The organism is Streptomyces sp. NPDC045470 (assembly GCF_040646595.1).
Classification (GTDB): domain Bacteria; phylum Actinomycetota; class Actinomycetes; order Streptomycetales; family Streptomycetaceae; genus Streptomyces.
In genome coordinates, this window is the sequence record NZ_JBEZAN010000001.1 from 222,520 (window position 1) to 248,308 (window position 25,789).

General features: G+C 71.3%; 18 protein-coding genes and 1 tRNA gene. 13 read left to right on the top strand and 6 right to left on the bottom strand.

The window, feature by feature from the left end; genetic code table 11:
• Positions 1–40 precede the first annotated feature (40 nt).
• From AB0A97_RS01000 to AB0A97_RS01030, 7 genes are all read left to right on the top strand, one after another.
• Positions 41–2,329, top strand: a complete 2,289-nt coding sequence (locus AB0A97_RS01000) for an FdhF/YdeP family oxidoreductase (protein WP_361142655.1) — start codon at positions 41–43, stop codon at positions 2,327–2,329.
• A 210-nt stretch (positions 2,330–2,539) separates the two neighbouring features.
• Positions 2,540–3,016, top strand: a complete 477-nt coding sequence (locus tag AB0A97_RS01005) for a hotdog fold thioesterase (protein WP_361142657.1) — start codon at positions 2,540–2,542, stop codon at positions 3,014–3,016.
• Positions 3,017–3,576: 560 nt separating this feature from the next.
• Positions 3,577–4,809, top strand: coding sequence for a branched-chain amino acid ABC transporter substrate-binding protein (locus AB0A97_RS01010; protein ID WP_361145113.1), 1,233 nt, complete (start codon positions 3,577–3,579; stop codon positions 4,807–4,809).
• Between the two features lie 249 nt (positions 4,810–5,058).
• Positions 5,059–5,988: a branched-chain amino acid ABC transporter permease gene (locus AB0A97_RS01015; protein WP_361142660.1), complete on the top strand. Its 930-nt coding sequence runs from the start codon at positions 5,059–5,061 to the stop codon at positions 5,986–5,988.
• A 5-nt stretch (positions 5,989–5,993) separates the two neighbouring features.
• Positions 5,994–7,850 (top strand): branched-chain amino acid ABC transporter permease, encoded by a 1,857-nt coding sequence (locus tag AB0A97_RS01020; RefSeq protein WP_361142663.1) that lies wholly within the window; start codon positions 5,994–5,996, stop codon positions 7,848–7,850.
• 7 nt (positions 7,851–7,857) lie between these two features.
• Positions 7,858–8,826, top strand: coding sequence for an ABC transporter ATP-binding protein (locus tag AB0A97_RS01025; RefSeq protein WP_361142666.1), 969 nt, complete (start codon positions 7,858–7,860; stop codon positions 8,824–8,826).
• Positions 8,823–9,545 (top strand): ABC transporter ATP-binding protein, encoded by a 723-nt coding sequence (locus AB0A97_RS01030; RefSeq protein ID WP_361142669.1) that lies wholly within the window; start codon positions 8,823–8,825, stop codon positions 9,543–9,545. The genes AB0A97_RS01025 and AB0A97_RS01030 overlap by 4 nt, the downstream gene beginning before the upstream one ends.
• Before the next feature lie 150 nt (positions 9,546–9,695).
• Here AB0A97_RS01030 and AB0A97_RS01035 read toward each other — a convergent pair whose 3' ends face one another.
• A complete protein-coding gene (locus AB0A97_RS01035) occupies positions 9,696–9,893 on the bottom strand; it encodes a hypothetical protein (protein WP_361142671.1) in 198 nt (65 codons plus the stop codon).
• Positions 9,894–10,329: 436 nt separating this feature from the next.
• On the opposite strand from AB0A97_RS01035, the gene AB0A97_RS01040 reads away from it, so the two are divergent.
• Both AB0A97_RS01040 and AB0A97_RS01045 read left to right on the top strand, forming a co-directional pair.
• Positions 10,330–11,205, top strand: a complete 876-nt coding sequence (locus tag AB0A97_RS01040) for a BTAD domain-containing putative transcriptional regulator (RefSeq protein WP_361142674.1) — start codon at positions 10,330–10,332, stop codon at positions 11,203–11,205.
• Positions 11,195–15,049, top strand: coding sequence for a BTAD domain-containing putative transcriptional regulator (locus AB0A97_RS01045; protein WP_361142677.1), 3,855 nt, complete (start codon positions 11,195–11,197; stop codon positions 15,047–15,049). Before AB0A97_RS01040 ends, AB0A97_RS01045 begins: the two co-directional genes overlap by 11 nt.
• Before the next feature lie 3 nt (positions 15,050–15,052).
• On the opposite strand, the gene AB0A97_RS01050 is transcribed toward AB0A97_RS01045, so the two are convergent.
• Positions 15,053–15,742 carry a response regulator gene (locus tag AB0A97_RS01050; RefSeq protein ID WP_361142679.1) on the bottom strand — a complete coding sequence of 230 codons (690 nt, stop codon included), beginning with the start codon at positions 15,740–15,742 and terminating at the stop codon, positions 15,053–15,055.
• A gap of 99 nt (positions 15,743–15,841) precedes the next feature.
• Between AB0A97_RS01050 and AB0A97_RS01055 the strand changes: the two genes are divergently transcribed.
• The 3 genes from AB0A97_RS01055 (at position 15,842) to AB0A97_RS01065 (ending at position 17,594) form a co-directional block, all read left to right on the top strand.
• A tRNA-Leu gene (locus AB0A97_RS01055) sits at positions 15,842–15,914 on the top strand.
• A gap of 109 nt (positions 15,915–16,023) precedes the next feature.
• Positions 16,024–16,797, top strand: coding sequence for a helix-turn-helix domain-containing protein (locus tag AB0A97_RS01060; protein WP_361142681.1), 774 nt, complete (start codon positions 16,024–16,026; stop codon positions 16,795–16,797).
• A 23-nt stretch (positions 16,798–16,820) separates the two neighbouring features.
• Positions 16,821–17,594, top strand: coding sequence for a transcriptional regulator (locus AB0A97_RS01065; protein ID WP_361142684.1), 774 nt, complete (start codon positions 16,821–16,823; stop codon positions 17,592–17,594).
• A 22-nt stretch (positions 17,595–17,616) separates the two neighbouring features.
• On the opposite strand, the gene pyk is transcribed toward AB0A97_RS01065, so the two are convergent.
• Both pyk and AB0A97_RS01075 read right to left on the bottom strand, forming a co-directional pair.
• Positions 17,617–19,053, bottom strand: coding sequence for a pyruvate kinase (pyk, locus tag AB0A97_RS01070; RefSeq protein ID WP_361142687.1), 1,437 nt, complete (start codon positions 19,051–19,053; stop codon positions 17,617–17,619).
• A gap of 145 nt (positions 19,054–19,198) precedes the next feature.
• Positions 19,199–19,909: an SIMPL domain-containing protein gene (locus AB0A97_RS01075; RefSeq protein WP_361142690.1), complete on the bottom strand. Its 711-nt coding sequence runs from the start codon at positions 19,907–19,909 to the stop codon at positions 19,199–19,201.
• A 273-nt stretch (positions 19,910–20,182) separates the two neighbouring features.
• Here AB0A97_RS01075 and AB0A97_RS01080 point away from each other — a divergent pair, with 273 nt between their 5' ends.
• A complete protein-coding gene (locus tag AB0A97_RS01080; RefSeq protein WP_361145116.1) occupies positions 20,183–21,988 on the top strand; it encodes a 5'-nucleotidase C-terminal domain-containing protein in 1,806 nt (601 codons plus the stop codon).
• Between the two features lie 74 nt (positions 21,989–22,062).
• On the opposite strand, the gene AB0A97_RS01085 is transcribed toward AB0A97_RS01080, so the two are convergent.
• On the bottom strand, positions 22,063–23,589 hold the full coding sequence (locus AB0A97_RS01085; RefSeq protein ID WP_361142693.1) for a SidA/IucD/PvdA family monooxygenase: 1,527 nt from the start codon (positions 23,587–23,589) through the stop codon (positions 22,063–22,065).
• Positions 23,586–25,301 carry a pyridoxal-dependent decarboxylase gene (locus AB0A97_RS01090; RefSeq protein WP_361142696.1) on the bottom strand — a complete coding sequence of 572 codons (1,716 nt, stop codon included), beginning with the start codon at positions 25,299–25,301 and terminating at the stop codon, positions 23,586–23,588. The genes AB0A97_RS01085 and AB0A97_RS01090 overlap by 4 nt, the downstream gene beginning before the upstream one ends.
• Positions 25,302–25,789: the final 488 nt, after the last annotated feature.

The following is a 25,789-nucleotide window of genomic DNA, read 5'->3' on the forward strand; positions in this document are numbered from 1 at the left end:
TACCCCTAACCGCACAGCACTCGGCTCAAGGGAGAGCGTCATGGCAGGCAAGCCGCCCGCGTCGGACCCCATCCAGGACGCACCCGAGGTCACGCCGCCCGAGCACTACGCCGTCGGCCTGCCGGCCATCGGCCACGCACTGCGCGTCTCCCAGCAGCAGATGGGCGTGCGCCGCACGGCCCTGACGCTGCTCCGGGTCAACCAGAAGGACGGCTTCGACTGCCCCGGCTGCGCCTGGCCCGAGCCCGAGCACCGCCATGCGGCCGAGTTCTGCGAGAACGGCGCCAAGGCCGTGGCCGAGGAGGCCACCCTCCGCCGCGTCACCCCCGACTTCTTCGCCGCCCACCCGGTCTCCGACCTCGCGGACCGCAGCGGCTACTGGCTCGGCCAGCAGGGCCGCCTGACCCAGCCGATGTATCTGGCCGAGGGCGCCGACCGGTACGTACCGGTGTCCTGGGAGCGGGCCTTCGACATCATCGGCGAGGAGCTGACCGCGCTCGACTCCCCCGACGAGGCCGTCTTCTACACCTCCGGCCGCACGAGCAACGAGGCCGCCTTCCTCTACCAGCTCTTCGCGCGTGAATTCGGCACGAACAACCTGCCCGACTGCTCGAACATGTGCCACGAGTCGTCGGGCTCCGCGCTGACGGAGACCATCGGCATCGGCAAGGGCAGCGTCCTGCTGGAGGACCTGTACAAGGCCGATCTGATCATCGTCGCCGGGCAGAACCCCGGCACCAACCACCCCCGGATGCTCTCCGCCCTGGAGCAGGCCAAGGCCGGCGGCGCCAAGATCATTTCGATCAATCCGCTGCCCGAGGCGGGCCTGGAGCGCTTCAAGAACCCGCAGAGCCCGCGTGGCCTCGCCGGGCGCGGCACGGCCCTGACCGACCTCTTCCTCCAGGTGCGCCTCGGCGGCGACCAGGCCCTCTTCCGTACGCTCAACCGACTCGTCCTGGAGACCGAGGGCGCCGTCGACACCGAGTTCGTCGAGGAGCACACCCACGGCTTCGAGGAATTCGCCGCGGCCGCCCGCGCAGACGACGACTGGGACGCCACGCTCGCCGCCACAGGCCTGACCCGCGAGGAGATCGAGCGCGCGCTGGAGATGGTCCTGGCGTCCCGCCGCACGATCGTCTGCTGGGCCATGGGCCTGACCCAGCACAAGCACTCCGTCCCCACCATCCAGGAAGTCGTCAACTTCCTGCTGCTGCGCGGCAACATCGGCCGCCCCGGCGCGGGCGTGTGCCCGGTGCGCGGCCACAGCAACGTGCAGGGCGACCGTACGATGGGTATCTTCGAGCGCCCCGCCCCCGCCTTCCTGGACGCCTTGGAGAAGGAGTTCGGCTTCGCGCCGCCCCGCGAGCACGGCCTGGACGTCGTACGGGCCATCCGGGCCCTGCGCGACGGTGACGCCAAGGTCTTCTTCGCGATGGGCGGCAACTTCGTCTCCGCCACCCCCGACACGGACGTCACCGAGGCCGCCGTACGCCGCGCCCGGCTGACCGTCCACGTCTCCACCAAGCTCAACCGCTCGCACGTCGTCACCGGCGCCCGCGCCCTGATCCTGCCCACCCTGGGCCGCACGGAGCGCGACGTGCAGGCGGGCGGCGAGCAGTTCGTGACCGTCGAGGACTCCATGGGCATGGTGCACGCCTCGCGCGGCCGCCTCGCGCCCGCGAGCCCCCACCTGCTCTCCGAGCCCGCCATCGTGGCCCGCCTCGCGCGCCGCGCCCTCGGGCCGGGCAGCCGCACGCCCTGGGAGGACTTCGAGAAGGACTACGGCACGATCCGTGACCGGATCGCCCGTGTCGTCCCCGGTTTCGAGGACTTCAACGCCAAGGTGGCCCGCCCGGGCGGCTTCGCCCTCCCGCACGCCCCGCGCGACAGCCGCAGCTTCCCCACGGCCACCGGCAAGGCCAACTTCACGGCCGCGCCCGTGGAGTACCCGCATCTGCCCGAAGGCCGGCTGCTCCTCCAGACGCTGCGCTCGCACGACCAGTACAACACCACCGTCTACGGCCTCGACGACCGCTACCGCGGCATCAAGAACGGCCGCCGCGTCGTCCTGGTCAACCCCGAGGACGCCCGCGCGCTGGACCTGGCCGACGGCTCGTACACGGACCTCGTCAGCGAATGGACCGACGGCACGGAGCGGCGCGCGCCCGGCTTCCGCGTCGTCCACTACCCGACCGCGCGCGGCTGCGCTGCGGCGTACTACCCGGAGACCAACGTCCTGGTGCCGCTCGACCACACCGCCGACACCAGCAACACCCCCGCCTCGAAGTCGCTGGTGGTCCGCCTGGAGCCGGTGGCGCCGCAGACGTGACCGGACGCCGCAGGCGTGACGGGGAGCCGCGAGCGTGAGCGGACCGCGCAGGCGTGACCAGGAGGCGCGTACGGTACGGGTCGCCGCCCCGGCCCGTACCGCCGCTCCGTAGCCTGATAAGAACGTGCACGACTCAACGACCGGCGTCGGACCGGCGCCGCCCCGGCGCGCCGCACCGCCGCCACCGGCACACGAACGGAGCCGCAGGACATGGGCGAGCAGCGCGCGACCACGTTTCCGCAGGAGATCATCGACCAGTGGGCCGGGCTCGGCCTGGACCTCGCCGCGCTGTTCTCCGCCGGTCACCTCGGTACGCGTATGAGCGTGCAGGTCCTGGAGGCCGCGCCGGAGCGGATCGTCGGCACCATGCCGGTCGAGGGCAACACCCAGCCGTACGGGCTGCTGCACGGCGGCGCCTCCGCGGTGCTCGCCGAGACCCTCGGCTCGGTCGGCGCGATGCTGCACGGCGGCCCCACCAAGCTGGCGGTCGGCGTCGACCTGAACTGCACCCACCACCGCGGCGCCCGCTCCGGCCTGGTCACCGGCGTGGCCACTCCGGTGCACCGGGGCCGCTCGTCCGCCACGTACGAGGTCGCGATCACCGACGAGGACGGCAGGCGGGTCTGCAGCGCCCGGCTGACCTGCATGCTGCGCGACGTGGACGCGTCGGTGTACCACCGCGGCTGACCCTCTGACAGCCCGACAGCCCTGCCGCGCTCCGAGCGCGGCCCCCACGGCGTCCTGGCGGCCCCGTTCCCGGAGAGGGAGCGGGGCCGCCGCCGTACGCTCTCCGGCGCGCGCACCCCGTCGTCCGCTCAGCGCCGTACGCCCCCGCGTCCCGTAACGCTCCGTAGTCCGCGCGGCCGGCGCCACCGCCGCCGGGCCCCCTCTGCCGCACGGGCCTCTCCCCTGTCCCGCACGTCCCATCCGCTATGCGGACGTCCGCACCATGATCGGCCTCAAATCCCCTGCGGGAAGTGCCAGTTCACGCTCCGCTCGGCGTCCGCGCCGAATGTAAGGAGCATGAGGGCAAAACGCTCATCGACGGTCATAACAAGAGCGTCACATCCTGGTCAGCGCCGCTGTCAGGCCACCGGGCACCGCTCTAGAGTCACCGCCAGTCACCGCGCCGCCGGGCGCGCGTTGCGAGCACGGACCCTGTACCACCCGTACAGCCCGGCGCGCGAAACGGTCGTGCGACGCGCCCGACCGCGCCAGGGAAAGGACTGATCGTGCGTCACCGTTCCTTGCTCATACTCACCACCGCGGTCACCGCAGGCGCCCTCACACTCTCCGCATGCGGTTCCCGCGGCGACGACAAGAAGGGCGGCGAGGGGTCCAAGACGTCCGTGACCATCGGACTCGACGCCCCGATCACCGGCGAGCTCTCCGCCCTCGGCCTCGGCATCCGCAACTCCGCCCAGCTCGCCGTCGACAACGCCAACAAGGCCGGCGAGGTCAAGGGCGTCGAGTTCAAGCTCGAACCGCTCGACGACAAGGCGCAGGCCAACGTGGGTCAGCAGAACGCCACCAAGCTCGCCGGCGACAAGGACGTCCTGGGCATCGTCGGCCCGCTGAACTCCAGCGTCGCCCAGTCCATGCAGCAGGTCGCCGAGCAGAACGGCGTGGCGCTGGTCTCCCCCGCCAACACCACCCCGGACCTGACCCAGGGCAAGGACTGGAAGCAGAACAAGCGCGTGCGGCAGTTCTCCACCTACTTCCGCACGGCCACCACCGACGAGGTGCAGGGCGCCTTCGACGGCCAGTTCGCCTGGGAAAAGGCCAAGTTCAAGAACGCCTACGTGATCGACGACCAGAAGACCTACGGCGCCGGCCTCGCCGCCTCCTTCCGCACCCAGTTCACCAAACTGGGCGGCAAGATCGTCGGTTCCGAGCACGTCAACCCGGAGGACCGCGACTTCAAGGCCGTCGTCGCCAAGGTCAAGGCGGCCAAGCCGGACGTCGTCTTCTACGGCGGCGAGTACCCCGCGTCCGGGCCGCTGAGCCAGCAGCTCAAGGACGGCGGCGTCACCGTGCCCCTGATGGGCGGCGACGGCATGTACAGCGCCGACTACATCAAGCTCAACAAGAAGGCGCAGGGCGACTACGCGTCCTCCGTCGGCAAGCCCGTCGAACAGCTCGACTCCGCGAAGAAGTTCATCGACGACTACCGGGCCGCCGGCTACAAGGACCGCTACGAGGCGTACGGCGGCTCCTCCTACGACGCCGCCTGGTCCCTGATCCAGGCCGTCAAGAAGGTCGTCGCGGACAACGGCGGCAAGCTGCCCGCCGACGCGCGCAAGAAGGTCGTCGACGCCATGAACCAGGTCTCCTTCGACGGCGTCACCGGCCGCGTCTCCTTCGACAAGTACGGCGACACCACCAACACCATGATCACCGCCTACCAGGTCGACCAGGGCAAGTGGGTCGCCCGCTTCAGCGCCGAGTTCAAGAAGTTCGACAAGGCCGGCAAGAGCTGACCCGGCCGGACCGGCCCGTACCGCCGAGGCCGGCGGGCCCGTACCGCCGAGGCCGGCGGGCCCGTACCGCCGAGGCCGGCGGGCCCGTACCGTCCGCGGTCCCGGGCCCGCCGGGCCCCGCCGCTCCATCCCACCGGCCAGTGCCCCCGGGCCGCGCCAGGACGCCACGAACGCCCTCCGGCGCAGCCCGCGGCACACGGGCTCGCCGCCACCGCCCGTACCGTCTTCCCACCCCACGGAGGCCCTGCGGTGAACGAACTGCCGCAACAGCTGGCCAACGGACTCATCCTCGGCGCGATGTACGGACTCATCGCGATCGGCTACACGATGGTCTACGGCATCGTCCAGCTCATCAACTTCGCGCACGGCGAGATCTTCATGGTCGGCGGCTTCGGCGCGCTCACCGTCCACCTCGTCATGCCGTCCGGCACGTCCCTCCTCCTCGCGCTGCCCCTGATGCTCCTCGGGGCCGTCGTCGTCTCCGGACTCGTCGGCGTGGCAGCGGAACGTTTCGCCTACCGGCCGCTGCGCGGCGCGCCCCGCCTCGCGCCCCTGATCACCGCCATCGGCCTGTCCATCGCCCTCCAGCAGGCCGTCTGGATGTGGTACCCCGAGGGCAACAAGGCCCGGGTCTTCCCGCAGTTCAAAGGGGACTCCTTCGAGATCCTGGGCGCCACCGTCCAGCGCGGCGACCTCTTCGTGATCGTCGCCGCCCCGGCCTGCATGATCGCCCTCGGCTTCTTCGTCGCCCGCACCCGCAGCGGCCGCGCCATGCAGGCCACCGCCCAGGACCCGGACACCGCCAAGCTCATGGGCATCAACACCGACCGGATCATCGTGCTGGCCTTCGCCATCGGCGCGGTCTTCGCGGGCGTCGCCGCCGTCGCCTACGGGCTGCGCACCGGCGAGGTGCAGTTCCGGATGGGCTTCATCCTCGGCCTGAAAGCCTTCACCGCCGCAGTCCTCGGCGGCATCGGCAACATCTACGGTGCCATGCTCGGCGGCCTCGTCCTCGGCGTCGCGGAAGCGCTCGCCACCGGCTACGTCGAGGAGATCCCCGGCATGCAGCAGTTCGGCGGCGGTGCCTGGAAGGACGTCTGGGCCTTCGTCCTCCTCATCCTCGTCCTCCTGCTCAGGCCACAGGGCCTGCTCGGCGAACGCGTCGCGGATCGGGCGTGATAGCGATGACCACCACCACACCCGCCAACGGCGGCAACGGCACCGGGAAGACAACCGGGACCGCGACGCGGCGTCCCCCGGGGGTCCTCCCCCTCCCCGAACGCGGCGCCCTCCTCGCCACCGCGGCCGCCGCCCTCGCCACCGCCGCCTCCACCGCCCTGGCCTGGACCTGGAGCAGCGACTTCCCCGGCGACCTCACCTACTACGGTTCCCCCGCCGGCCTCCAGTTGATCACCTTCGCCGGCGGCGTCCTCACCCTCCTGTTCGCCCTCGCCGGCCTCGGCGTCCGCGGCTTCGGCTGGCTCACCCCGGCCGGCCGCACCGCCCCCGTCCTGTTCGCGTCCCTCGCCACCCTCGCCGCCACCTGGTTCACCCTCGGCGCCATCGCCGTCCAGTTGGGCGGCCTGGTCAACCTCGAAGCCGGCGGCTTCATCGCGGGCGTCGCCGCGCTCGCCACGTTCCTGGGCGCCCTCGGCCTGCCCGCCGACCGCCCCGCCCCGGCGGGCCCGGAGGCCGCCCCGGCGCCCGGCGCCCGGCAGCGCTTCACCGGCGCCCTGGCCTCCGTACCGCCACGCAAACCCGTACGGCCCCTGCCCTCCTGGGGCGAGATCCTGGTCATCGCCGCGGCCTTCGGCGCCGGGCTGTACGTCTTCACCTACGGCATCGACGCGGAGGACGGCGCGCCCTTCGTCGGCTACCTGATCTTCGTCGCGCTCGCCGCGCCCGCCCTGCTCCGCGCCGGACTCGTCCGCCGCCTCACGGAGATCACCGCACGGCACCGCGGCGTCGCGCTCGCCGCGGCCTTCGTCGCCGCGGCCTGCTTCCCGTTCACCCAGGACACCGACCAGTACACGATCATCGGCGCCAACATCCTGATCTTCGCCACCGTCGCGCTCGGCCTGAACGTCGTCGTCGGTCTGGCCGGCCTCCTCGACCTCGGCTACGTGGCCTTCCTCGGCGTCGGCGCCTACGCGGCCGCCCTCGTCTCCGGCAGCCCCGAATCGGCCCTCGGGCTCCACTTCCCGTTCTGGGCCGCCCTGCTGACCGGCGCCGCCGCCTCCCTCGCCTTCGGCGTGCTGATCGGCGCCCCCACCCTGCGTCTGCGCGGGGACTACCTCGCCATCGTCACCCTCGGCTTCGGCGAGATCTTCCGTATCGCCATGCTCAACCTCAACGGCACCACCGGCCCCGACGTCACCAACGGCGCCATGGGTATCCCCAACATCCCCAACCTGGAGATCTTCGGCTTCAACTTCGGCGAACCCCACGAGATCCTCGGCTTCACCATCGCCACCTACGGCAACTACTACCTCCTGATGATCCTCGTGACCGCCGTCGTCGTCCTGGTCTTCCGCCGGGCCGCCGCCTCCCGCATCGGCCGCGCCTGGATCGCCATCCGGGAGGACGAGACCGCCGCCGTCGCCATGGGCGTCAACAGCTTCCGGCTGCGCCTGCTCGCCTTCGCCCTCGGCGCCGCCCTCGCCGGGTTCGCCGGCACCGTGCACGTCCACGTCGTCACCACCGCCACCCCCGAGCAGTTCCAGTTCGCCGGGCCCACCCCGCCCAACTCCGCGTTCCTGCTCGCCGCCGTCATCCTCGGCGGCATGGGCACCCTCAGCGGTCCCCTGGTCGGCGCGGCCCTGCTCTTCCTCATCCCCGCCAAACTCGACTTCCTCCAGGACTACCAGCTCTTCCTGTTCGGCCTCGCCCTCGTCCTGCTCATGCGCTTCCGCCCCGAGGGCCTGATCCCCGACCGCAGGAAGCAGCTCGAATTCCACGAGACCGGCCAGCTCGACGTACCCGATACGCGCCTGCCCGCCGGGGACCAGGCCCTCGGCGGCGGCACCCAGGCGAAGGCGTGACGAGACCATGACCCCACCCACGGCATCCACCAGCACCGCCGACACCGTCCTCGAAGCCGCCGGCGTCACCATGCGCTTCGGCGGACTGACCGCCGTACGCGGCGTCGACCTGACCGTCCGGGCCGGCGAGATCGTCGGCCTCATCGGCCCCAACGGCGCCGGGAAGACCACCTTCTTCAACTGCCTCACCGGCCTCTACGTCCCCACCGAAGGCACCGTCAGCTACCGAGGCACCCGCCTCTCCCGCAAACCCCACCTCGTCACCAAAGCCGGTGTCGCCCGCACCTTCCAGAACATCCGCCTCTTCGCCAACATGACCGTCCTGGAGAACACCCTCGTCGGCCGCCACACCCGCACCAAGGAAGGGCTCTGGTCCGCCCTCCTGCGCGGCCCCGGCTTCCGCAAGGCCGAACGCTCCTCCGAGGAACGCGCCATGGAACTCCTGGAGTTCACCGGCCTCGCCGCCAAACGTGACCACCTCGCCCGCAACCTGCCCTACGGCGAACAGCGCAAGCTGGAGATCGCCCGCGCCCTCGCCAGCGACCCCGGCCTGCTCCTCCTCGACGAACCCACCGCCGGCATGAACCCCCAGGAGACCCGCGCCACCCGCGACCTCGTCCTCGCCATCCGCGACCAGGGCACCGCCGTCCTCGTCATCGAGCACGACATGCGCTTCATCTTCAACCTCTGCGACCGCGTCGCGGTCCTCGTCCAGGGCGAGAAACTCGTCGAAGGCAGCTCCGAAACCGTCCAGGCCGACGAACGCGTCGTCGCCGCCTACCTCGGCACGCCCTTCGAGGACGCACCCGGCGCCGAAGAGGCGGCCGAGGTACGGGCCGCGGAGGAACAGGCCCGCGCCGCCGGCCACGGCCCCGCCGCCCAGGAGGAGGCCCCCCGCGCCGACTCCCCGCCCGAAGACCGCCCGCCGGGCGACTCCGCACCCGGCGGCCCCGCCCCGGAAGGAGACGCCCGATGACCACATCCCCGCTCCTCCGGGTCGAGGACCTGCGCGTCGCCTACGGCAAGATCGAAGCCGTCAAAGGCATCTCCTTCACCGTCGAGGCCGGCCAGGTCGTCACCCTCATCGGCACCAACGGCGCCGGCAAGACCACCACCCTGCGCACCCTCTCCGGCCTCCTCAAACCCCTCACCGGGAAGATCACCTTCGACGGCGCGCCACTCACCGGCGTCCCCGCCCACAAGATCGTCGAACGCGGCCTGGCCCACTCCCCCGAAGGCCGCCGCCTCTTCCCCCGTCTGACCATCGCCGAAAACCTCAAGCTCGGCGCGTTCCTGCGCAAGGACCCGGACGGCATCGAGGCCGACATCCGGCGCGTCTACGACCTCTTCCCCATCCTCGGCGAACGCAGCCGCCAGGCGTCCGGCACCCTCTCCGGCGGCGAACAGCAGATGCTCGCCATGGGCCGCGCCCTGATGTCCCGGCCCAAACTGCTGATGCTGGACGAGCCCTCCATGGGCCTGTCCCCCATCATGATGCAGAAGATCATGGACACCATCCGCGAACTGCGCGCCCAGGGCACCACCATCCTCCTGGTCGAACAGAACGCCCAGGCCGCGCTCTCTCTCGCCGACCACGGCCACGTCATGGAGACCGGCACCGTCGTCCTGTCCGGTTCCGGGGAGGAACTTCTGCACGACGAGTCCGTGCGCAAGGCCTACCTGGGGGAGGACTGAGGAAGGCGGGCCGGGGACGCGGGAGTTCGGGGTATCGGGGCTGCGGGGCTCCGGGGCGGTGGGGTTCGGGACTGCGGGGGTCCAGGACTGTGGGCGATCGGGGCTCCGGCCGAAGAAACACCGGCCCGGAGCCCCACCCGGCCCCGGGCCCTACAGAGTCGCCACCACCGCGTGATACAGCGCGTAGAGCACCGCCGGCAGCGCCCCGATGAGAACCGCGACGGCCGCGAGCACCGCCGGCAGCCGACGCGTCGACTTCAACTCCCGTACGAGATAGGCGACCAGCCCGAAGAAGGCCAGCGTCACCACCACCCCGGCGGCAAGCCACATCCAGACATCCGAGTGCATGACGCACTCTCCCTTCGACCATGCCTAGTCCAGCGGGCGACCTCGGCGCACGACCGCGGAACGCTCCGGACAGGCCCGTGGTAAGGGAGCCCGCGGCCGGAACACGGCGACGCGAAGAGTCGGAACGACGGTAGCCCAAACCGCGCCCCATGGGCCACAGTTGGGAAAGAAAAACGGCGAGGCAGGGCTCCCGGGCTACCACCCCCGGGGCCCCGCCGAAAGCGCGCCGGACCAGGCATGAGTCTCAGGACGCTGTCATGCAAGAGTGGATGCACCCTGTAAACGAACGATGAACGCATCACACACCCCCTTTATACCGCCCCGACCAAGGCTCCAACCAGCATTGATCCACGCTCACTTAACGTCCACTGAATGCACTGCTAAGTTCATCGGCAGCGCGTACAGCGCACTGGAGCACCGGAAGGGGCACACCGACATGGCAACGCTCCGCTTCGGCCTGCTGGGGCCGGTGACCTCCCACTACGGCGGCACGCCCGTCGCACTGGGCCCCCCGCAGCGCAGAGCCGTCCTCACCGCCCTGCTCCTCCAGCCCGGACAGGCCCTCACCGTCGCCGCGCTCCGCGAACGCGTCTGGCCCGGCCCGCCACCCGCATCGGCGATCTCCGCGATCCACCTGCACATCCACCACCTGCGCCGCACCCTGGCGCGGTACGAAGGCCCGGGCCGCGAGCACCCGGCACGCCTGGCCACCCACCCGGGCCACACCCCGGAGAACGTCAGCTACGTCCTCCACGTCGCCCCCGGCCACGTGGACACCGACCGCTTCCGCCACCTCGCCGACGACGGCGCCGACCACCAGGCCCGAGGCGACCACCACGGCGCCCTCGCCCGTTTCGACGCGGCACTGGCCCTGTGGCGCGGCGAACCCCTCACCGGCCTCCAGCCCTCCGCCTTCGTACGCGCCACCCGGCGCACCTTCACCGAGATCCACCTGGACACCGGCAAACGCCGGGCCACCGCGCTGCTCGCCACCGGAGCGGTCACCCGCGCCACCCTCGCCCTCCAGGACCTGCGCGACCGGCACCCCGACGACGAGAGCATCGTCGTCGCCCTGGCCCGCGCCCTGTGCGCGGGCGGAGCGGAGAGCCGCGCCACGCGCCTGCTCGGCGAAGAACTCGAACGACGGCACCGCACCGACGGCATCCGGCCGCCCGCTCTGGCACACGCCCACGCGGCCCTCCTGCACGGCACCGCGCTCCACGACACGGCTCCACACGGCACCGCCCCGCATCACACAGCCCTGTACGACGCCGCCCTTCACGACACCGCGGACCGACACGATGGATCTTGAAGCGCGGGTCCTCGGACCACTTCAGCTCACCCTGGACGGCGTCGACATCACCCCGTCCGCCATCCGCCAGCAGGCACTGCTCGCAGCCCTGCTGCTGCACCACGGCCAGACCGTCCCCCTCCCCGTCCTCACCACGGACATCTGGGGCACCGACCCACCCGCCACCCCCAGAGAACAGATACAGACCCACGTCCACCGCATCCGCCGGCAGTTCGACAAGACCGTCGGCCACGGCACCGGACGTCGGCTCCTCATCTGGGCGCAGGACGGCTACGCCCTGCACCTCCCCGCGGACCACATCGACCTGAGCCGCTTCGTCACCGTCGTCGACAAGGCCAGGGGCCACCTGACCGAAGACCGCCCCGCCGTCGCCCACACCCTGCTGACCGACGCCCTCGCCATCTGGCGGGGCCCGGCCCTCGCCGGCCTCGCCACCGGCACCGGGCTCACCCCCCACATACAACGCCTGGATGACCTGCGTACCGAAGCCCTCGGGCTGCGCATCACAGCCGACCTCCGTACCGGACACGCCGCACGCACCATCCCCGAACTGCGCGCCCTCGTAACCGAACACCCCCACGACGAGACCTTCCACGCCCACCTCGCCACCGCCCTCCACAGGACCGACCGCACCGCCGAAGCCCTGCGCGTCCTCGAACGCTACGGAGCGGCCCTGGAGGCGGCACACGGCACCGGCCTGCCACCCCGCCTCCAGGTACTCCACACCGCGATCAAGAACGACGCAACGCCCCCGACCACACCCGCCCCGCCGATCACCACCGCCACACCCCACCCCGCCACCACTCAGGCCCCCCCGCCCCCCGTCAAAAGCCCCCCACCGAACCGCAGCGCACCCGACCCCCACCAGAACTCCGTCCGCTTCACCGTCCTCGGGCCCGTACGCGCCTGGCGCGGCGCGACACCACTCGCGACCGGCTCCCCGCAGCAGCGAACCCTCCTCGCCACCCTGCTGCTTCGCGGCGGCCGGACCACCACCGCGGCCGAACTCGTCGACGCCCTCTGGGGCGAAGAACCACCGCACGCCGCCCTCGCGGCCCTCCGCACATACGCCTCCCGCATCCGCAAAGCACTCGGAGCCGACGCGGACCTCCTGGTCGCCGAGTCCGGCGGCTACGCACTGCGCGGGTCGCGCAACCAGCCGCTCGACCTCGACCTCGATCACGCGGAAAGGTACGCGGCCGAAGCCGAGAACGCCCGCGCCGCCGGTGACCGCTGCGCGGCCCGCGACCTCCTGAACTCCGCCCTCGCCCTGTGGGACGGCGAACCACTGGCCAACCTCACCGGCCCCTACGCGGACAACCAGCGCACCCGCCTGGAGGAATGGCACCTCTCCCTCCTGGAGACGCGCCTGGAACTCGACCTCGACCTCGGCAACCACACCGAAGCCGTCCCGGAACTCACCGCGCTCACCGCCGCACACCCCCTGCGCGAACGCCTCCGCGAACTCCTCATGCTCGCCCTGTACCGCAGCGGCCGACAGGCCGAAGCGCTCGCCGTCTTCGCCGACACCCGCCGCCTGCTCGCCGACGAACTCGGCGTCGACCCCTCCCCCACCCTCGCCGCCCTGCACCAGCGCATCCTGACCGCCGATCCCGAACTGGGCCTCCCCGCGCCCCCGAACACCGACGAACCGCCCCCCGTCATCCCCTTGCAACTGCCCGCCACCGTCCCGGACTTCGTCGCCCCCGAAGCCACCCTGGCCCAACTCGGTGAACAGCTCATCTCCGCCCAAGGCCCATCCACGACGGTCTCAGCCATCAGCGGCATGGCCGGCATCGGCAAAACCACCCTCGCCGTCCACGTCGCCCACCTCGTCCGCGACCACTTCCCCGACGGCCAGCTCTACGTCGACCTTCAGGCCACCCATGCCCCCACCGCCCCCGAAGCCGTCCTGGGGTCCTTCCTTCGCGCCCTGGGCACCCCCGAAACCCACATCCCCGACGGCGTCCACGAACGCGCCGCCCGTTACCGCGCCCTCCTCGCCGACCGCCGCGTCCTCGTCCTGCTCGACAACGCCCGCGACGCCGCCCAGGTCCGCCCCCTCCTGCCCGGCACCAACGGCTCAGCGGCCCTCGTCACCAGCCGCTCCCACCTCGTCGGCCTCGACGGCGCCCAATTCGTCGACCTCGACGTGATGCCCCCGGACCAGGCACTTACCCTCTTCACCCGCATCGTCGGCGAACAGCGCGTCGCCACAGAAGTCGAAGCAGCCAGGAACGTGGTCCACGCCTGCGGGTACCTACCGCTCGCCATCCGCATCGCCGCCGCCCGGCTCGCCGCCCGCCGCACCTGGACCGTCTCCGTACTCGCCGCCAAACTCGCCGACGAACGCCACCGCCTCGACGAACTGCGCACCGGCGACCTCGCCGTCGCATCCACCCTGGAACTCACCTACCGACGACTGACACCCCGGCAGGCACAGGCATTCCGGCTCCTCGGCCTCGCTGACGGCCCCGACATCTCCCTCCCCGCGGCCGCCGCCCTACTCGACACCGACGCGCACGCCGACTCCGACTCCGACTCCGACAAGGCCAACAGCACCGACGCCACCGAAGAACTCCTCGAATCCCTCGTCGACACATCCCTCCTGGAGTCCGCCGCCCCCGGCCACTACCGCTTCCACGAACTCGTACGCCTCTACGCCCGCTCCCGCGCCGGACGCGACGAGCCCCCACCGGCCCGCGAAGCCGCCCGCACCCGGCTGCTCCACCACTACCTCGCCACCGCCACCGACGCCCACCAGCTCAAATGCCCCGGCGACCGGCTCCTCGACCACCTCACCCCGGCCACCCGGCCCGGCACCGTCTTCCCCAGCCGCAGCGCCGCACTGGACTGGGTGTTCACCCAAGGCTCCAATCTCCTGGCCGCCGCACGCCAAGCCGCCGCCCCCGGACGGAGCCCCCACGAGCTGCGCCCGGCCACCGACCTGCTCCTCCTCACCCAGGACCTGCTCAGCTCCGCCGTCCTCCTCCCCCAGTACGAGCAGACCGCCCACACCCTGGCCGAAGCCGCCCAGGAAGCAGGAGACACCCCGGCGGAAGCCCGCGCCCGCCTCCTCCTCAGCCGCGCCCGCGCCCGGCTCGGCCGCTTCCGGGAAGCCGAGATCCAGTCCCGCGCGGCCCGCACCCTCGGACAGCTCGCCGACGACCCCGTCGTACGCGGGCGAGCCCTGAACCTCCGCGGCGTCGAAGCACTGACCGCCCACCGCCTCACGGCCGCGCTCACCTACTTCACCCAGGCCCTCGACGCCTTCCGGCACGACGACGACCGGTACGGCGAAGCGGCGGCACTCGCCCATCAGTCCCGCGCCCTGCTCGGCCTCGGACGCAAGCGGGAAGCCCTGGCCGCCGCGGACCGCGCCCTCCGCCACTACCGCGCCCTCGGCGCCTCCGTCCGGCTGGCCCACGGCCTGTACACGACGGGAGTCACCCTGGCCGCGGCGGGCAGACCGGACGCGGCACGGTCCCGGTACGCCGAAGCTCTGGCGCTCTTCCACGAAGAACGCCAGAGCCTGTGGGCCGGGCTCACCCTCTACCGGCTCGCCGAAGCCCTCCTCGAAGCCGGACAGCCCCGCGAAGCCGCACGCCACGCGGAAGACGCCCTCAGCACTCTCCGGATCAACGGCGGCACCTGGCGACGCGCCACCGTCCTCGTCACCCTCGGCCACGCCCTGCGGGCAGCCGGCCGGCCGGAACGCGCGCACGTCACCTGGGAGGAGGCGCTACGGCTCTTCACGACGCTGCGCGTCCCCGAGGCCGACGACGTACGCGTCCTGCTCGGCCTCCCGGCACCGCGCACCCCCGCCGCCGCGCGCCTGCCCTGACCGCTACTCGCCTTCCTTGGCCTTCTTGTCCTTGTCCTTCTGCTGGTCCTTCTGCTGCTTCTTCTCCTCGGCGTCCTCGATGACGGCCTCGGCGACCTGCTGCATGGACAGCCGGCGGTCCATCGACGTCTTCTGGATCCAGCGGAAGGCGGCCGGCTCGGTCAACCCGTACTGCGTCTGCAGGACGCTCTTCGCCCGGTCCACCAGCTTGCGGGTCTCCAGCCGCTGGGTGAGGTCGGCGACCTCCTTCTCCAGCGTCTTCAGCTCCGTGAAACGGCTCACCGCCATCTCGATCGCCGGCACCACGTCGCTCTTGCTGAACGGCTTGACCAGGTACGCCATGGCCCCGGCGTCCCGCGCCCGCTCCACCAGTTCGCGCTGCGAGAACGCGGTGAGCATCAGCACCGGCGCGATGCTCTCCTCGGCGATCTGCTCCGCGGCGGAGATCCCGTCGAGGACCGGCATCTTCACGTCCAGGATCACCAGGTCCGGCCGGTGCTCCCGCGCCAGCTCCACGGCTTTCGCCCCGTCCCCGGCCTCGCCGACGACGGTGTACCCCTCCTCCTCCAGCATCTCTTTGAGATCGAGACGGATGAGGGCCTCGTCCTCGGCAATGACCACACGGGTCGTCTGCGGCGGGACATGCGACTGATCGTCCTCGGCGACGGGCTGCTCGGGCTCGGCGGCGCTCACGGGTCTCCTCGTTCCAGGCAGGTGGTGCCCCATGAGCCTACCTATCTCCTGTATGTTTGAGGCACGGCGGGTCTCCGCTAGCCTTGGTTTTCAAGGTAAGCCCTGGTAGTCCAGCGGAAGAGACACGGTGCTCAAACCACCGACAGCGTGGGTTCGAATCCCACCCAGGGCACTTTACCTTCGATTCGAAGGTAATCCAGCGGTTGGCGATCTTCACTCTACGCGGTGAACGCAGTAGCGAATCAGTCCGCTCGGGCAGCCATCCCGCCAAGCTCGTATTCGTGTACGACCTTGATACGCGTCAGCGAGCTCTGACTCTCCTACGGCAGGGCGTCACCAATCGCGTGGTGGCGCAGCAACTCGGCGTCCCGCGCGGAACCGTCGGCTGGTGGCGCCACGAAGACCGCAAGCGCCGCGGCGAGCCGTTCGAGCGCGCCCACGATTGCCCCCGTTGCGTTCCCCGGCCCTTCGACCGCAGGGCCTATGCGTACTTACTCGGCCTCTATCTCGGCGACGGCCACACCGTCTCGAAATCGAAACAGCACCACTTGTCCGTCTACTGCGGTGGTGCCTGGCCCGGTCTCGTCGACGAGGCCGAGGAGGCCATGCGCAAAGTGATGGCCATGCCGTCCACCGGCCGACGCCAGAAGACGGGGTGCGTGGAGGTGAAGTCCTACGCCTGGCACTGGACGTGCCTGTTTCCCCAGCACGGCCCCGGCAGGAAGCACGAGCGGCCCATCGTCCTGGAGCCGTGGCAACAGGAGATCGTCGACGCCTACCCGTGGGAACTGATCCGCGGCCTGATCCACTCGGACGGCTGCCGGGTCACCAACTGGACCAGTCAGCTCGTCGGCGGCCAGTCCAAGCGGTACGAATACCCGCGCTACTTCTTCACCAACAAGTCCGAGGACATCCTGAGGATCTGCTCCGACACCCTGACGGCCGTGGGCATCGAATGGAAGGCCACCCCGAAGTTCGACGCCCCGTTCAACATCTCCGTGGCCAAGCGCGCCTCCGTGGCCCTAATGGACACCCACATCGGCCCGCAGTACTGATCCCCCGAAGGCGGAACACGACCGTGTACGACCTCGCCACCCGCAAACGCGCCCTGGCCCTCCTGGCCCAAGGGCGCAGCCTCAACTCCGTCAGCAAGGAGACCGGGATATCGCGGTCGGCGATGCGCGAGTGGCGGGTCAGGCTGGAGCCGCTCGCCCGCCCGAGGACGGAGTGCGTCCGGTGCGCGAGTGTGCCGCGGCCGCCCGCCGACGCCGCCGCGTACGCGTATCTGCTCGGGCTCTACCTGGGGGACGGCTGCATCAGTCCGCACCCGCGCGGCGGCTTCGTCATGCGGATCGCGTGTGCGGATGCGTGGCCGGGCCTCATCGATGCTTGCCGTACGGCTGTACTGCGTGCGGGAACCGGCAACAGCGTCTGCCTGGTGCGTAAGCAGGGCTGCGTCATGGTGTCCTGTTACAGCGCGCACTGGCCCTGTCTCTTCCCGCAGCACGGGCCCGGTAAGAAGCACGACCGCCCGATCGTCCTGGAACCCTGGCAGCAGCACGTCGTCGACGCCCACCCCTGGGATTTCCTCCGTGGCCTCTTCCACTCCGACGGCTGCCGGATCACCAATTGGGCGACCCGCCTCGTGGGCGGCGAGCGCAAGCGGTACGAGTATCCGCGCTACTTCTTCACCAATGCGTCCGCAGACATCGTCCGGCTCTGTACGGACACGCTGGACGCGGTGGGTGTGGCGTGGCGTCAGGCCCGTCACAGCCGCCGCGCGCAGAACGTGTCGGTGGCCCGCCGTGCCTCTGTGGCGCTGATGGATGTGCACGTCGGGCCAAAGTACTGAAGTGCCGTCCGCGGATGACGGGTTACTTCGGGAAGTCGTCCTCGCCGATGTGGTGGACGCGGACCAGGTTGGTGGAGCCGGCTACGCCGGGTGGGGAGCCGGCGGTGATGATGACGACGTCGCCGGGTTCGCAGCGGCCGATGCGCAGGAGTTCTTCGTCGACCTGGGCGACCATTTCGTCGGTGGAGTCGACCTTGGGGCCGAGGAAGGTCTCGACGCCCCAGGTGAGGTTGAGCTGGGAGCGGGTGGCCGGTTCGGGGGTGAAGGCGAGGAGGGGGATGGGTGAGCGGTAGCGGGAGAGACGGCGGACGGTGTCGCCGGACTGGGTGAAGGCGACGAGGAACTTGGCGCCGAGGAAATCGCCCATCTCGGCGGCGGCGCGGGCGACGGCGCCGCCCTGGGTGCGGGGCTTGTTGCGGTCGGTGAGCGGGGGCAGGCCCTTGGTGAGGATGTCTTCCTCGGCCGCGGCGACGATGCGGGCCATGGTGCGTACGGTTTCGGTGGCGTACTTGCCGACGCTGGTCTCGCCGGAGAGCATCACCGCGTCGGTGCCGTCGATGACGGCGTTGGCGACGTCGGAGGCTTCGGCGCGGGTGGGCCGGGAGTTCTCGATCATGGAGTCGAGCATCTGGGTGGCGACGATGACCGGCTTCGCATTGCGTTTGGCGAGTTTGATGGCGCGCTTCTGGACGATCGGGACCGTTTCCAGGGGCATTTCGACGCCGAGGTCGCCGCGGGCGACCATGATGCCGTCGAAGGCGGCGACGATGTCGTCGATGGCGTCGACGGCCTGAGGTTTTTCGACCTTGGCGATGACGGGCCGGAAGCAGTTCTCCTGGCGCATGATGCGGTGGACGTCGTCGATGTCGTCGCCGCTGCGGACGAAGGAGAGGGCGATGATGTCGGCGCCGATGCGCAGGGCCCAGCGGAGGTCTTCGCAGTCCTTCTCGGAGAGGGCGGGGACGGAGACGGCGACGCCGGGGAGGTTGAGGCCTTTGTGGTCGGAGACCATGCCGCCTTCGACGACCTTGGTGTGGACCTCGGTGTCGCGGACGTCGGTGACCTGGAGGGTGACCTTGCCGTCGTCGACGAGGATGCGTTCGCCGGGGGTGACGTCGTCGGCGAGGCCTTCGTAGGTGGTGCCGCAGCAGTGGCGGTCGCCTTCGACGCCGGGACGGACGGTGATGGTGAAGGCGTCGTCGCGTTCGAGAAGTACGGGGCCTTCGCGGAACCGGCCGAGTCGGATCTTCGGACCTTGAAGATCGGCGAGGACGCCGACGCTGCGGCCGGTCTCCTCGGATGCTTTGCGTACCCGCTCGTACCGCGCCTCGTGGTCGGCATAGGTGCCGTGGCTGAGGTTGAAGCGGGCCACGTCCATGCCGGCCTCGACGAGTGCCTTGATCTGCTCGTACGAGTCGGTGGCGGGTCCCAGTGTGCAGACGATCTTTGCTCGGCGCATGCTTCGACCCTACGACCTACTCATAGGTAGGGAACTGTGGGGAAGTGACTGCCCAACGGCCTTTACGTGAAAGGCTCTTGACAAGTAGTTGAATGCGCGCGCCGGTGCTCCGATGAGCGGATAAGCGAACGTCGCAGCGCTCGGGTCACAGGATGGGGCGGGTCATCGTGAAGCGGGCGTTGATCTGTGCGTACACCTCTTGGCGCGCGGGTTCGAGGTCGAGAGCGGGGGCGCTTTCGGCCGCGTCCGCTCCCCCGTAGGCGACGGACCGGAACGCGCCGCCGGGCAGCGGCATCGGCGTGGCGTCGTCGGCGCCGGTGTCGGCGAGTTCGAGGACGGCGTCGAGGCGTGCGCCGAGGGCTTCGGCGTATTCGCGGGCGCGTTGGACGGCTTCACGCACGGCCTGCCGGCGGGCTTCGCGGTGGGCGGGCGAGTCGGGGCGCAGGGCCCACCAGGGGCCGTCGACGCGGGTGAGGTCGAGGTCGGCGAGGCGGGTGGTGAGTTCACCGAGGGCGGTGAAGTCGGCGAGGGTGGCGGTGATGCGGACGCGTCCGTGGTAGGCGCGTACGCGTTCGTGGCGGCCTTTGGCGGTGATTTCGGGAGTGACGGAGAAGGCGCCGGTGTCGAGTTTCTCGACGGCGTCGCCGTAGCTCTTGACGAGGGTGAGGACCTGGTCGTTGCGGTGGGTGAGGTCCTTGAGGGTGGCGGTGCGGTCGGTGCCGCGGGCCTGGACGGTGATGTCGATACGGGCGATCTCGGGGTCGGCCTCGATGCGGGCTTCGCCGCGTACGGCGAGGCGGGGTGCGTCGGGGGTGCCGTACGGGAGGGCGGCGGGCCGGGTGTCGGGGTCGGTCATGGGGGCAGCCTGGCACGGGGCGGGGTGTTTGTCAGGGAAGGGCCGGGGGAAGGGCCGGGCGGTCATCTGATCGCAACCTGTGGGGACTGTTGCGGGTGGGGCTGCTGAGTCAGAATCTACGCGCGTTGTCCATGAGTGTCGCGGTGGTCGGAGTGTTGTGGTGGGCGGAGTGGTCGGAGTGTCCCGGTGGGCGATGGTCCCGTCGCGTTGCCGCCGGGGCCCGTCGCCGTCGCCGATGTCCGCTGCCGCCGTGTTTCGTCGAAGGAGATGTTCATGCCGCTCGGCCGTAGGAAGTTTCTGGGGAGTTCGGTCGCCACGGGCGCGGGGGCCGCGCTCATCGGTACGGGGGCGCCGTCGGCGGCGGCCGCACCGGTGTCCGGCGGTGGGGCACGGTCCGCGCGGCGTTACGCCTTCACGGTCATGGGGACCACGGACCTGCACGGCAATGTCTTCAACTGGGACTACGCGGCCGACGCGGAATTCGACGACAAGGACCACAACGATGTGGGGCTGGCGAAGATTTCCACGCTGGTGCGGCGGATACGGGAGGAGAAGGGGGCGCGCAATACGCTGCTGATCGACGCGGGTGACACGATTCAGGGTACGCAGCTGGCGTATTACTACGCGAAGGTCGATCCGATCACGGGTCCGAACGCTCCGGTGCATCCGATGGCGAAGGCGATGAACGCCATCGGTTACGACGCGGCGGCGCTCGGCAATCACGAGTTCAATTACGGCCTGAGGGTGCTCCGGAAGTTCGAGGAGCATTGTGACTTCCCGTTGCTGGGGGCGAACGCGGTGGACGCGAAGTCGCTGCGGCCGGCTTTTCCGCCGTACTGGATGAAGCGGCTCCGTACGCCGTGCGGTGGTCAGGTGAAGGTGGCGGTGCTGGGGCTGACGAATCCGGGTGTCGCGATCTGGGACAAGGCGCATGTGCAGGGGAAGCTGGCGTTTCCGGGGCTGGAGGAGCAGGCGGCGAAGTGGGTGCCGAAGCTGCGGTCGATGGGTGCGGACGTGGTGATCGTGTCGGCGCATTCGGGGACGAGCGGCACGTCGTCGTACGGGGACCAGTTGCCGCACGTGGAGAACGCGGCGGCGCTGGTGGCGGAGCGGGTGCCGGGGATCGACGCGATTCTGGTGGGGCACGCGCATGTGGAGGTGCCGGAGCGGCGGGTGGTGAACCGCGGGACCGGACGCACGGTGGTGCTGTCGGAGCCGTTGAAGTGGGGGCAGCGGCTGACGGTGTTCGACTTCGAGCTGGTGCGGTCGCGGGGGCGCTGGTCGGTGGATTCGGTGTCGGCGAAGGTGCTGAATTCCAATACCGTGCCGGAGGATGCGCGGATCACTCGGCTGCTGCGTGCCGAGCAGCGGAAGGTGGTGGCGTACGTCAATCAGGTCATCGGGCGGTCGAAGGCGGAGATGACCGCGGCGCAGGCGCCGTACCGGGACACGCCGGTGCTGGATTTCATCGCGTTCGTCCAGGCGGAGGCGGTGCGGAAGGCTTTGGCGGGTGGTGCGTACGCGAAGTTGCCGGTGCTGTCGCAGGCTTCGTGCTTCTCGCGGTCGGCGGCGGTTCCGGCGGGTGAGGTGACGATCCGGTCGATGGCGGCGTTGTATCCGTTCGACAATACGCTGGAGGCGCGGGTGCTGACCGGGAAGCAGTTGCGGGAGTATCTGGAGTTCTCCGCACGGTATTACGTGCGGACGCCGGCGGGCGGTCCGGTCGATCCGGCGAGGCTGACGAATGCGGACGGCATTCCGGATTACAACTACGACGCGGTGAGCGGTGTCTCGTACGAGATCGACATCGCGCGGGAGCCGGGGCGGCGGATCGGGAAACTGTCGTTCGAGGGGAAGCCGGTGGCGGACGACGCGCGGTTCGTGCTGGCGGTGAACAACTACCGGGCGAGCGGCGGCGGCAATTTCCCCCATGTGGCGAAGGCGCCGCAGGTGTGGTCGACGTCGGAGGAGATCCGGAATGTGATCATCGGGTGGGTGAAGGAGACCGGGGAGATCGACCCGGCGCGGTTCGCGGCCGAGGACTGGCGGCTGACCCGGGACGGGGTGCCGGTGTTCTGACCCCGGGGTGCGCTGATCCGGCGCGGTGTGCGGCGGCCCAGGTGTCCGTAGGGGCGGAGCCTGGGCCGGGTGGGTCAGGGGTTCTCGATGAGGGTGGAGTTGGGGCGGGGGATGTCGGTGAGGTTGCGGGGCGGGGAGGGGCGCAGGCCGAAGGTGGTGAAGGCGGTGCGTGAGGGGAGGGAATAGGTGGTGCTGTCGGTGAGGGAGTTGAGGATGGTGGCGCTGCGCCAGGCGGAGAGGCCGAGGTCGGGGGTGCCGACGCCGTGGGTGTGGTGTTCGGCGTTCTGCACGTAGACGGAGCCGGTGACGCAGGGGTCGAGGAGGAGGCGCTGGTCGGCGTCGATACGGGGGCGCCCGGCGGCGTCGCGGCGCATGTAGGGGTCGAGGGCGGCGAGCAGGGTGTCGGTGCGGCCTTCGCGGTAGCCGGTGGCGAGGACGACGGCGTCGGTGGTCAGGCGGGAGCGGGCGCCCTGGTGGGGGTGGTCGAGGTGGAGTTCGACCTTGGTGGTGCCGACGCGTCCTGCGGTGCGGACGGTGACGCCGGGGGTGAGGGTGGCGTCGGGCCAGCCGCCGTGCAGGGTGCGCCGGTAGAGCTCGTCGTGGATGGCGGCGAGGGTGGCGTGGTCGATGCCCTTGTGGAGCTGCCACTGGCCGGGGAGGAGCTGGTCGCGTACGGGTTCGGGGAGGGCGTGGAAGTAGCGGGTGTAGTCGGGGGTGAAGTGTTCGAGGCCGAGTTTGCTGTATTCCATGGGGGCGAAGGCGGCGGTGCGGGCCAGCCAGTGGAGGCCTTCGCGGCCGGTGGGGCGGGAGCGCAGCAGGTCGAGGAAGACTTCGGCACCGGACTGTCCCGCGCCGACGACGGTGATGTGGTCGGCGGCCAGCAGGCGTTCGCGGTGGGCGAGGTAGTCGGCGGCGTGCAGGACGGGGACGGCGGGGGCGTCGACGAGGGGTTTGAGGGGGTCGGGTACGTGGGGGACGGTGCCGATGCCGAGGGCGAGGTTGCGGGCATGGGTGCGGCCGAGGGCTTCGGCTTCGCCGTCGTCGCCGAGCTGGGTGTAGTCGACCTCGAAGGAGGCGCGGTCGCTGTTCCAGCGGACGGCGTCGACCTGGTGGCGGAAGTGCAGGCCGGGGAGGTTTTCGCTGACCCAGCGGCAGTAGGCGTCGTATTCGGCGCGGTGGATGTGGAAGCGCTCGGCGAAGTAGAAGGGGAAGAGGCGTTCCCGGTACTTGAGGTAGTTCAGGAAGCTCCAGGGGCTGGCGGGGTCGGCGAGGGTGACGAGGTCGGCGAGGAAGGGGACTTGGAGGGTGGCGTCCTCGATGAGGAGGCCGGGGTGCCAGCGGAAGGCGGGGCGCTGGTCGTAGAAGGCGGTGCGCAGGTGGGTGAGGGGCTGGGCGAGGGCGGCGAGGGAGAGGTTGAAGGGGCCGATGCCGATGCCGGCGAGGTCCAGGGGGGTGTCGGGGTCGGTGGGCGGCCGGGGGGTGGCGGGTTCGGGGTCGGGGGGCCGGGTGGCGGCGGTGCGGAGGCCGGTGTGGGCGGGGCGTCCGGGGTCCGGGGACGGGAGTTGGAGGGTGATGGCTTCGGGGTGGGGGGTGGTGCTCATCGGGGGGTGTGGCCTTCCACGAGTTTGAGGAGCGAGGCGAGGTCGTCGGTGGTGGTGTAGGGGTTGAGGAGGGTGGCTTTGAGCCAGAGGCCGGTGGGGGTGGCGGCGCGGCCGAGGACGGCGCGGCCCTGGTGCAGGAGGCGGCGGCGGATGGTGGCGACGGTGGTGTCGTCGGCGCCGGTGGGGCGGAAGAGGACGGTGCTGAGGGTGGGGTGGGAGTGGAGTGCGAAGGCGGGGTGGTCGTCGATGAGGCCGGCGAAGGTGCGGGCGGCGGCGAGGGTGCGGTCGACGAGGTCGGCGAGGCCCGTACGGCCGAGGGCCTGGAGGGTGACGGCCATCTTGAGGATGTCGGGGCGGCGGGTGGTGCGCAGGGAGCGGCCGAGGAGGTCGGGGAGGCCGGCTTCGGTGTCGTCGTCGGCGTTGAGGTAGGCGGCGCGGTGGGTGAGCGGGGCGAGGTCGGCGGCGCGGGGGACGGCGAGGAGGCCGGCGGCGACCGGTTGCCAGCCGAGTTTGTGCAGGTCGAGGGTGACGGTATGGGCGCGGTGCAGGCCGTCGAGGAGGGGGCGGTGGGTGGCGCTGAAGAGGAGCGGGCCGCCGTACGCGGCGTCGACGTGGAGCCGGGCGTAGTGGGTGCGGGTGAGGTCGGCGAGGGCGGGCAGCGGGTCGATGGCGCCGGTGTCGGTGGTGCCCGCGGTGGCGCAGACGAGGACGGGGACGGTGGGGGCACCGGGGCTGCCGGGGTAGCAGAGGTCGGTGAGGGCGGTGTGGAGGGTGTGGGGGTCGAGAGTGCCGTCGGGGGTGGGGAGGGTGAGAGGTTCGGGGAGGCCGAGGAGCCAGGCGGCGCGGTGGACGCTGTGGTGGGCGTTGGCGCCGCAGACGACGCGCAGCGGTTCGGTGTGGCGGGTACGGGCGTGTTCGCGGGCGAGGAGGAGGCCGAGCTGGTTGGACTCGGTGCCGCCGGTGGTGACGAGGGCGTCGGGCTGTTCGTCCTCGTGTGTACGTCCGGGGTTCGCGGGGGTGCCGGGCCGGTAGGGGCTGGGGTGATCCGTGAGCGCGTGGGAGGCGTGCGGCTGTCCGGCGCTCGGGGAGGTGCCGGGGTCGTACGGGTGGGGGGAGCCGTCGGGGTCGTATGGGAGAGGGGGGCCGACGGGGGCGTACGGGGGTGCGGAGGCAGCGGGGGCGTACGGGGGCGGGGAGGCGTGCGGTCCGTACGGGGGTGTGGGGCCGCCCGGCCTGTACGGGGGTGCGGAGGCGTCCGGTCCGTAGGGGTGCGCAGGGCCGTCCGGTCCGTACGGGTAGACGAGGGCGGCGAGTTCGCGGGCCGTGCGGGCTTCGAGGGCGGAGGCCGCCGGGGCCTGGTCCCAGGAGTCCATGGACGGGTTGAGGGCGGCGGCGGCCAGCTCGGCCGCGGCGGCGAGGGCCAGCGGCGGGCAGTGCAGATGGGCCGCGCAGTGCGGGTCGGCCGGGTCGGCCGCGCCTTCGGCCAGGGCGCGGACGAGGGCGCGCAGCGCTTCGTGCGGACCGTGGCCGGCCTCGGGGAGGACGGGCCCGGTGGCCTCCCGCAGCCGTGCGGCGACACGGCCGGGGCCCCCGGCGGGCAGGGGGCCGCCCCGGGCTTCGGCACCGTCGCGCAGCGCGTCGAGGACGGTGCCGAGGAGGGGGCGCAGGGCATCGGGGCCTGCGGCTCCGCCGGCGAGGGGCGGGGTGTTCATGGGCGGTCCTTCGGGTGCGCGACAGCGGGCACACCACAGACTGGCCGGGGCCGGGTGGCGTACCTGCCGAGCTGGGCGAGCTCAACCCGAAAGGGGTACCCATGTGCTGGGTGGGGCGGCGGTGATCGGATTGCCTGCTATGCAGTCCGTAGGGGTTGCGGGCGGGGGTCGGGGGCGCGCAGGGACCGGATGCGGCCGGGGCCGGGAGCGGATGCGGCCGGGGCTGGGGGCGGAAGCGGGGCCGGCGCGTGACGGAACCTTTCCTCTTGTACGCGCTCGTCTCCGCGGGGCCCGGCGCCGCCCCGGCGATGCTCGCGTCCCGGCGGGCTCGGCGGCCGTCACTCCCCCGGCGGCCCCGCCGGACCTACCGGGCCTGACGAGGCCGCCGGACCGCGCGTCTCGCCGCGCCTTCCGAATCCGCCGGACCCGTCGAATCCGTCGAGCCTGCCGAAGCTCGCCGAGCCCGTCGGCCCGCCGCCACCGCGCGC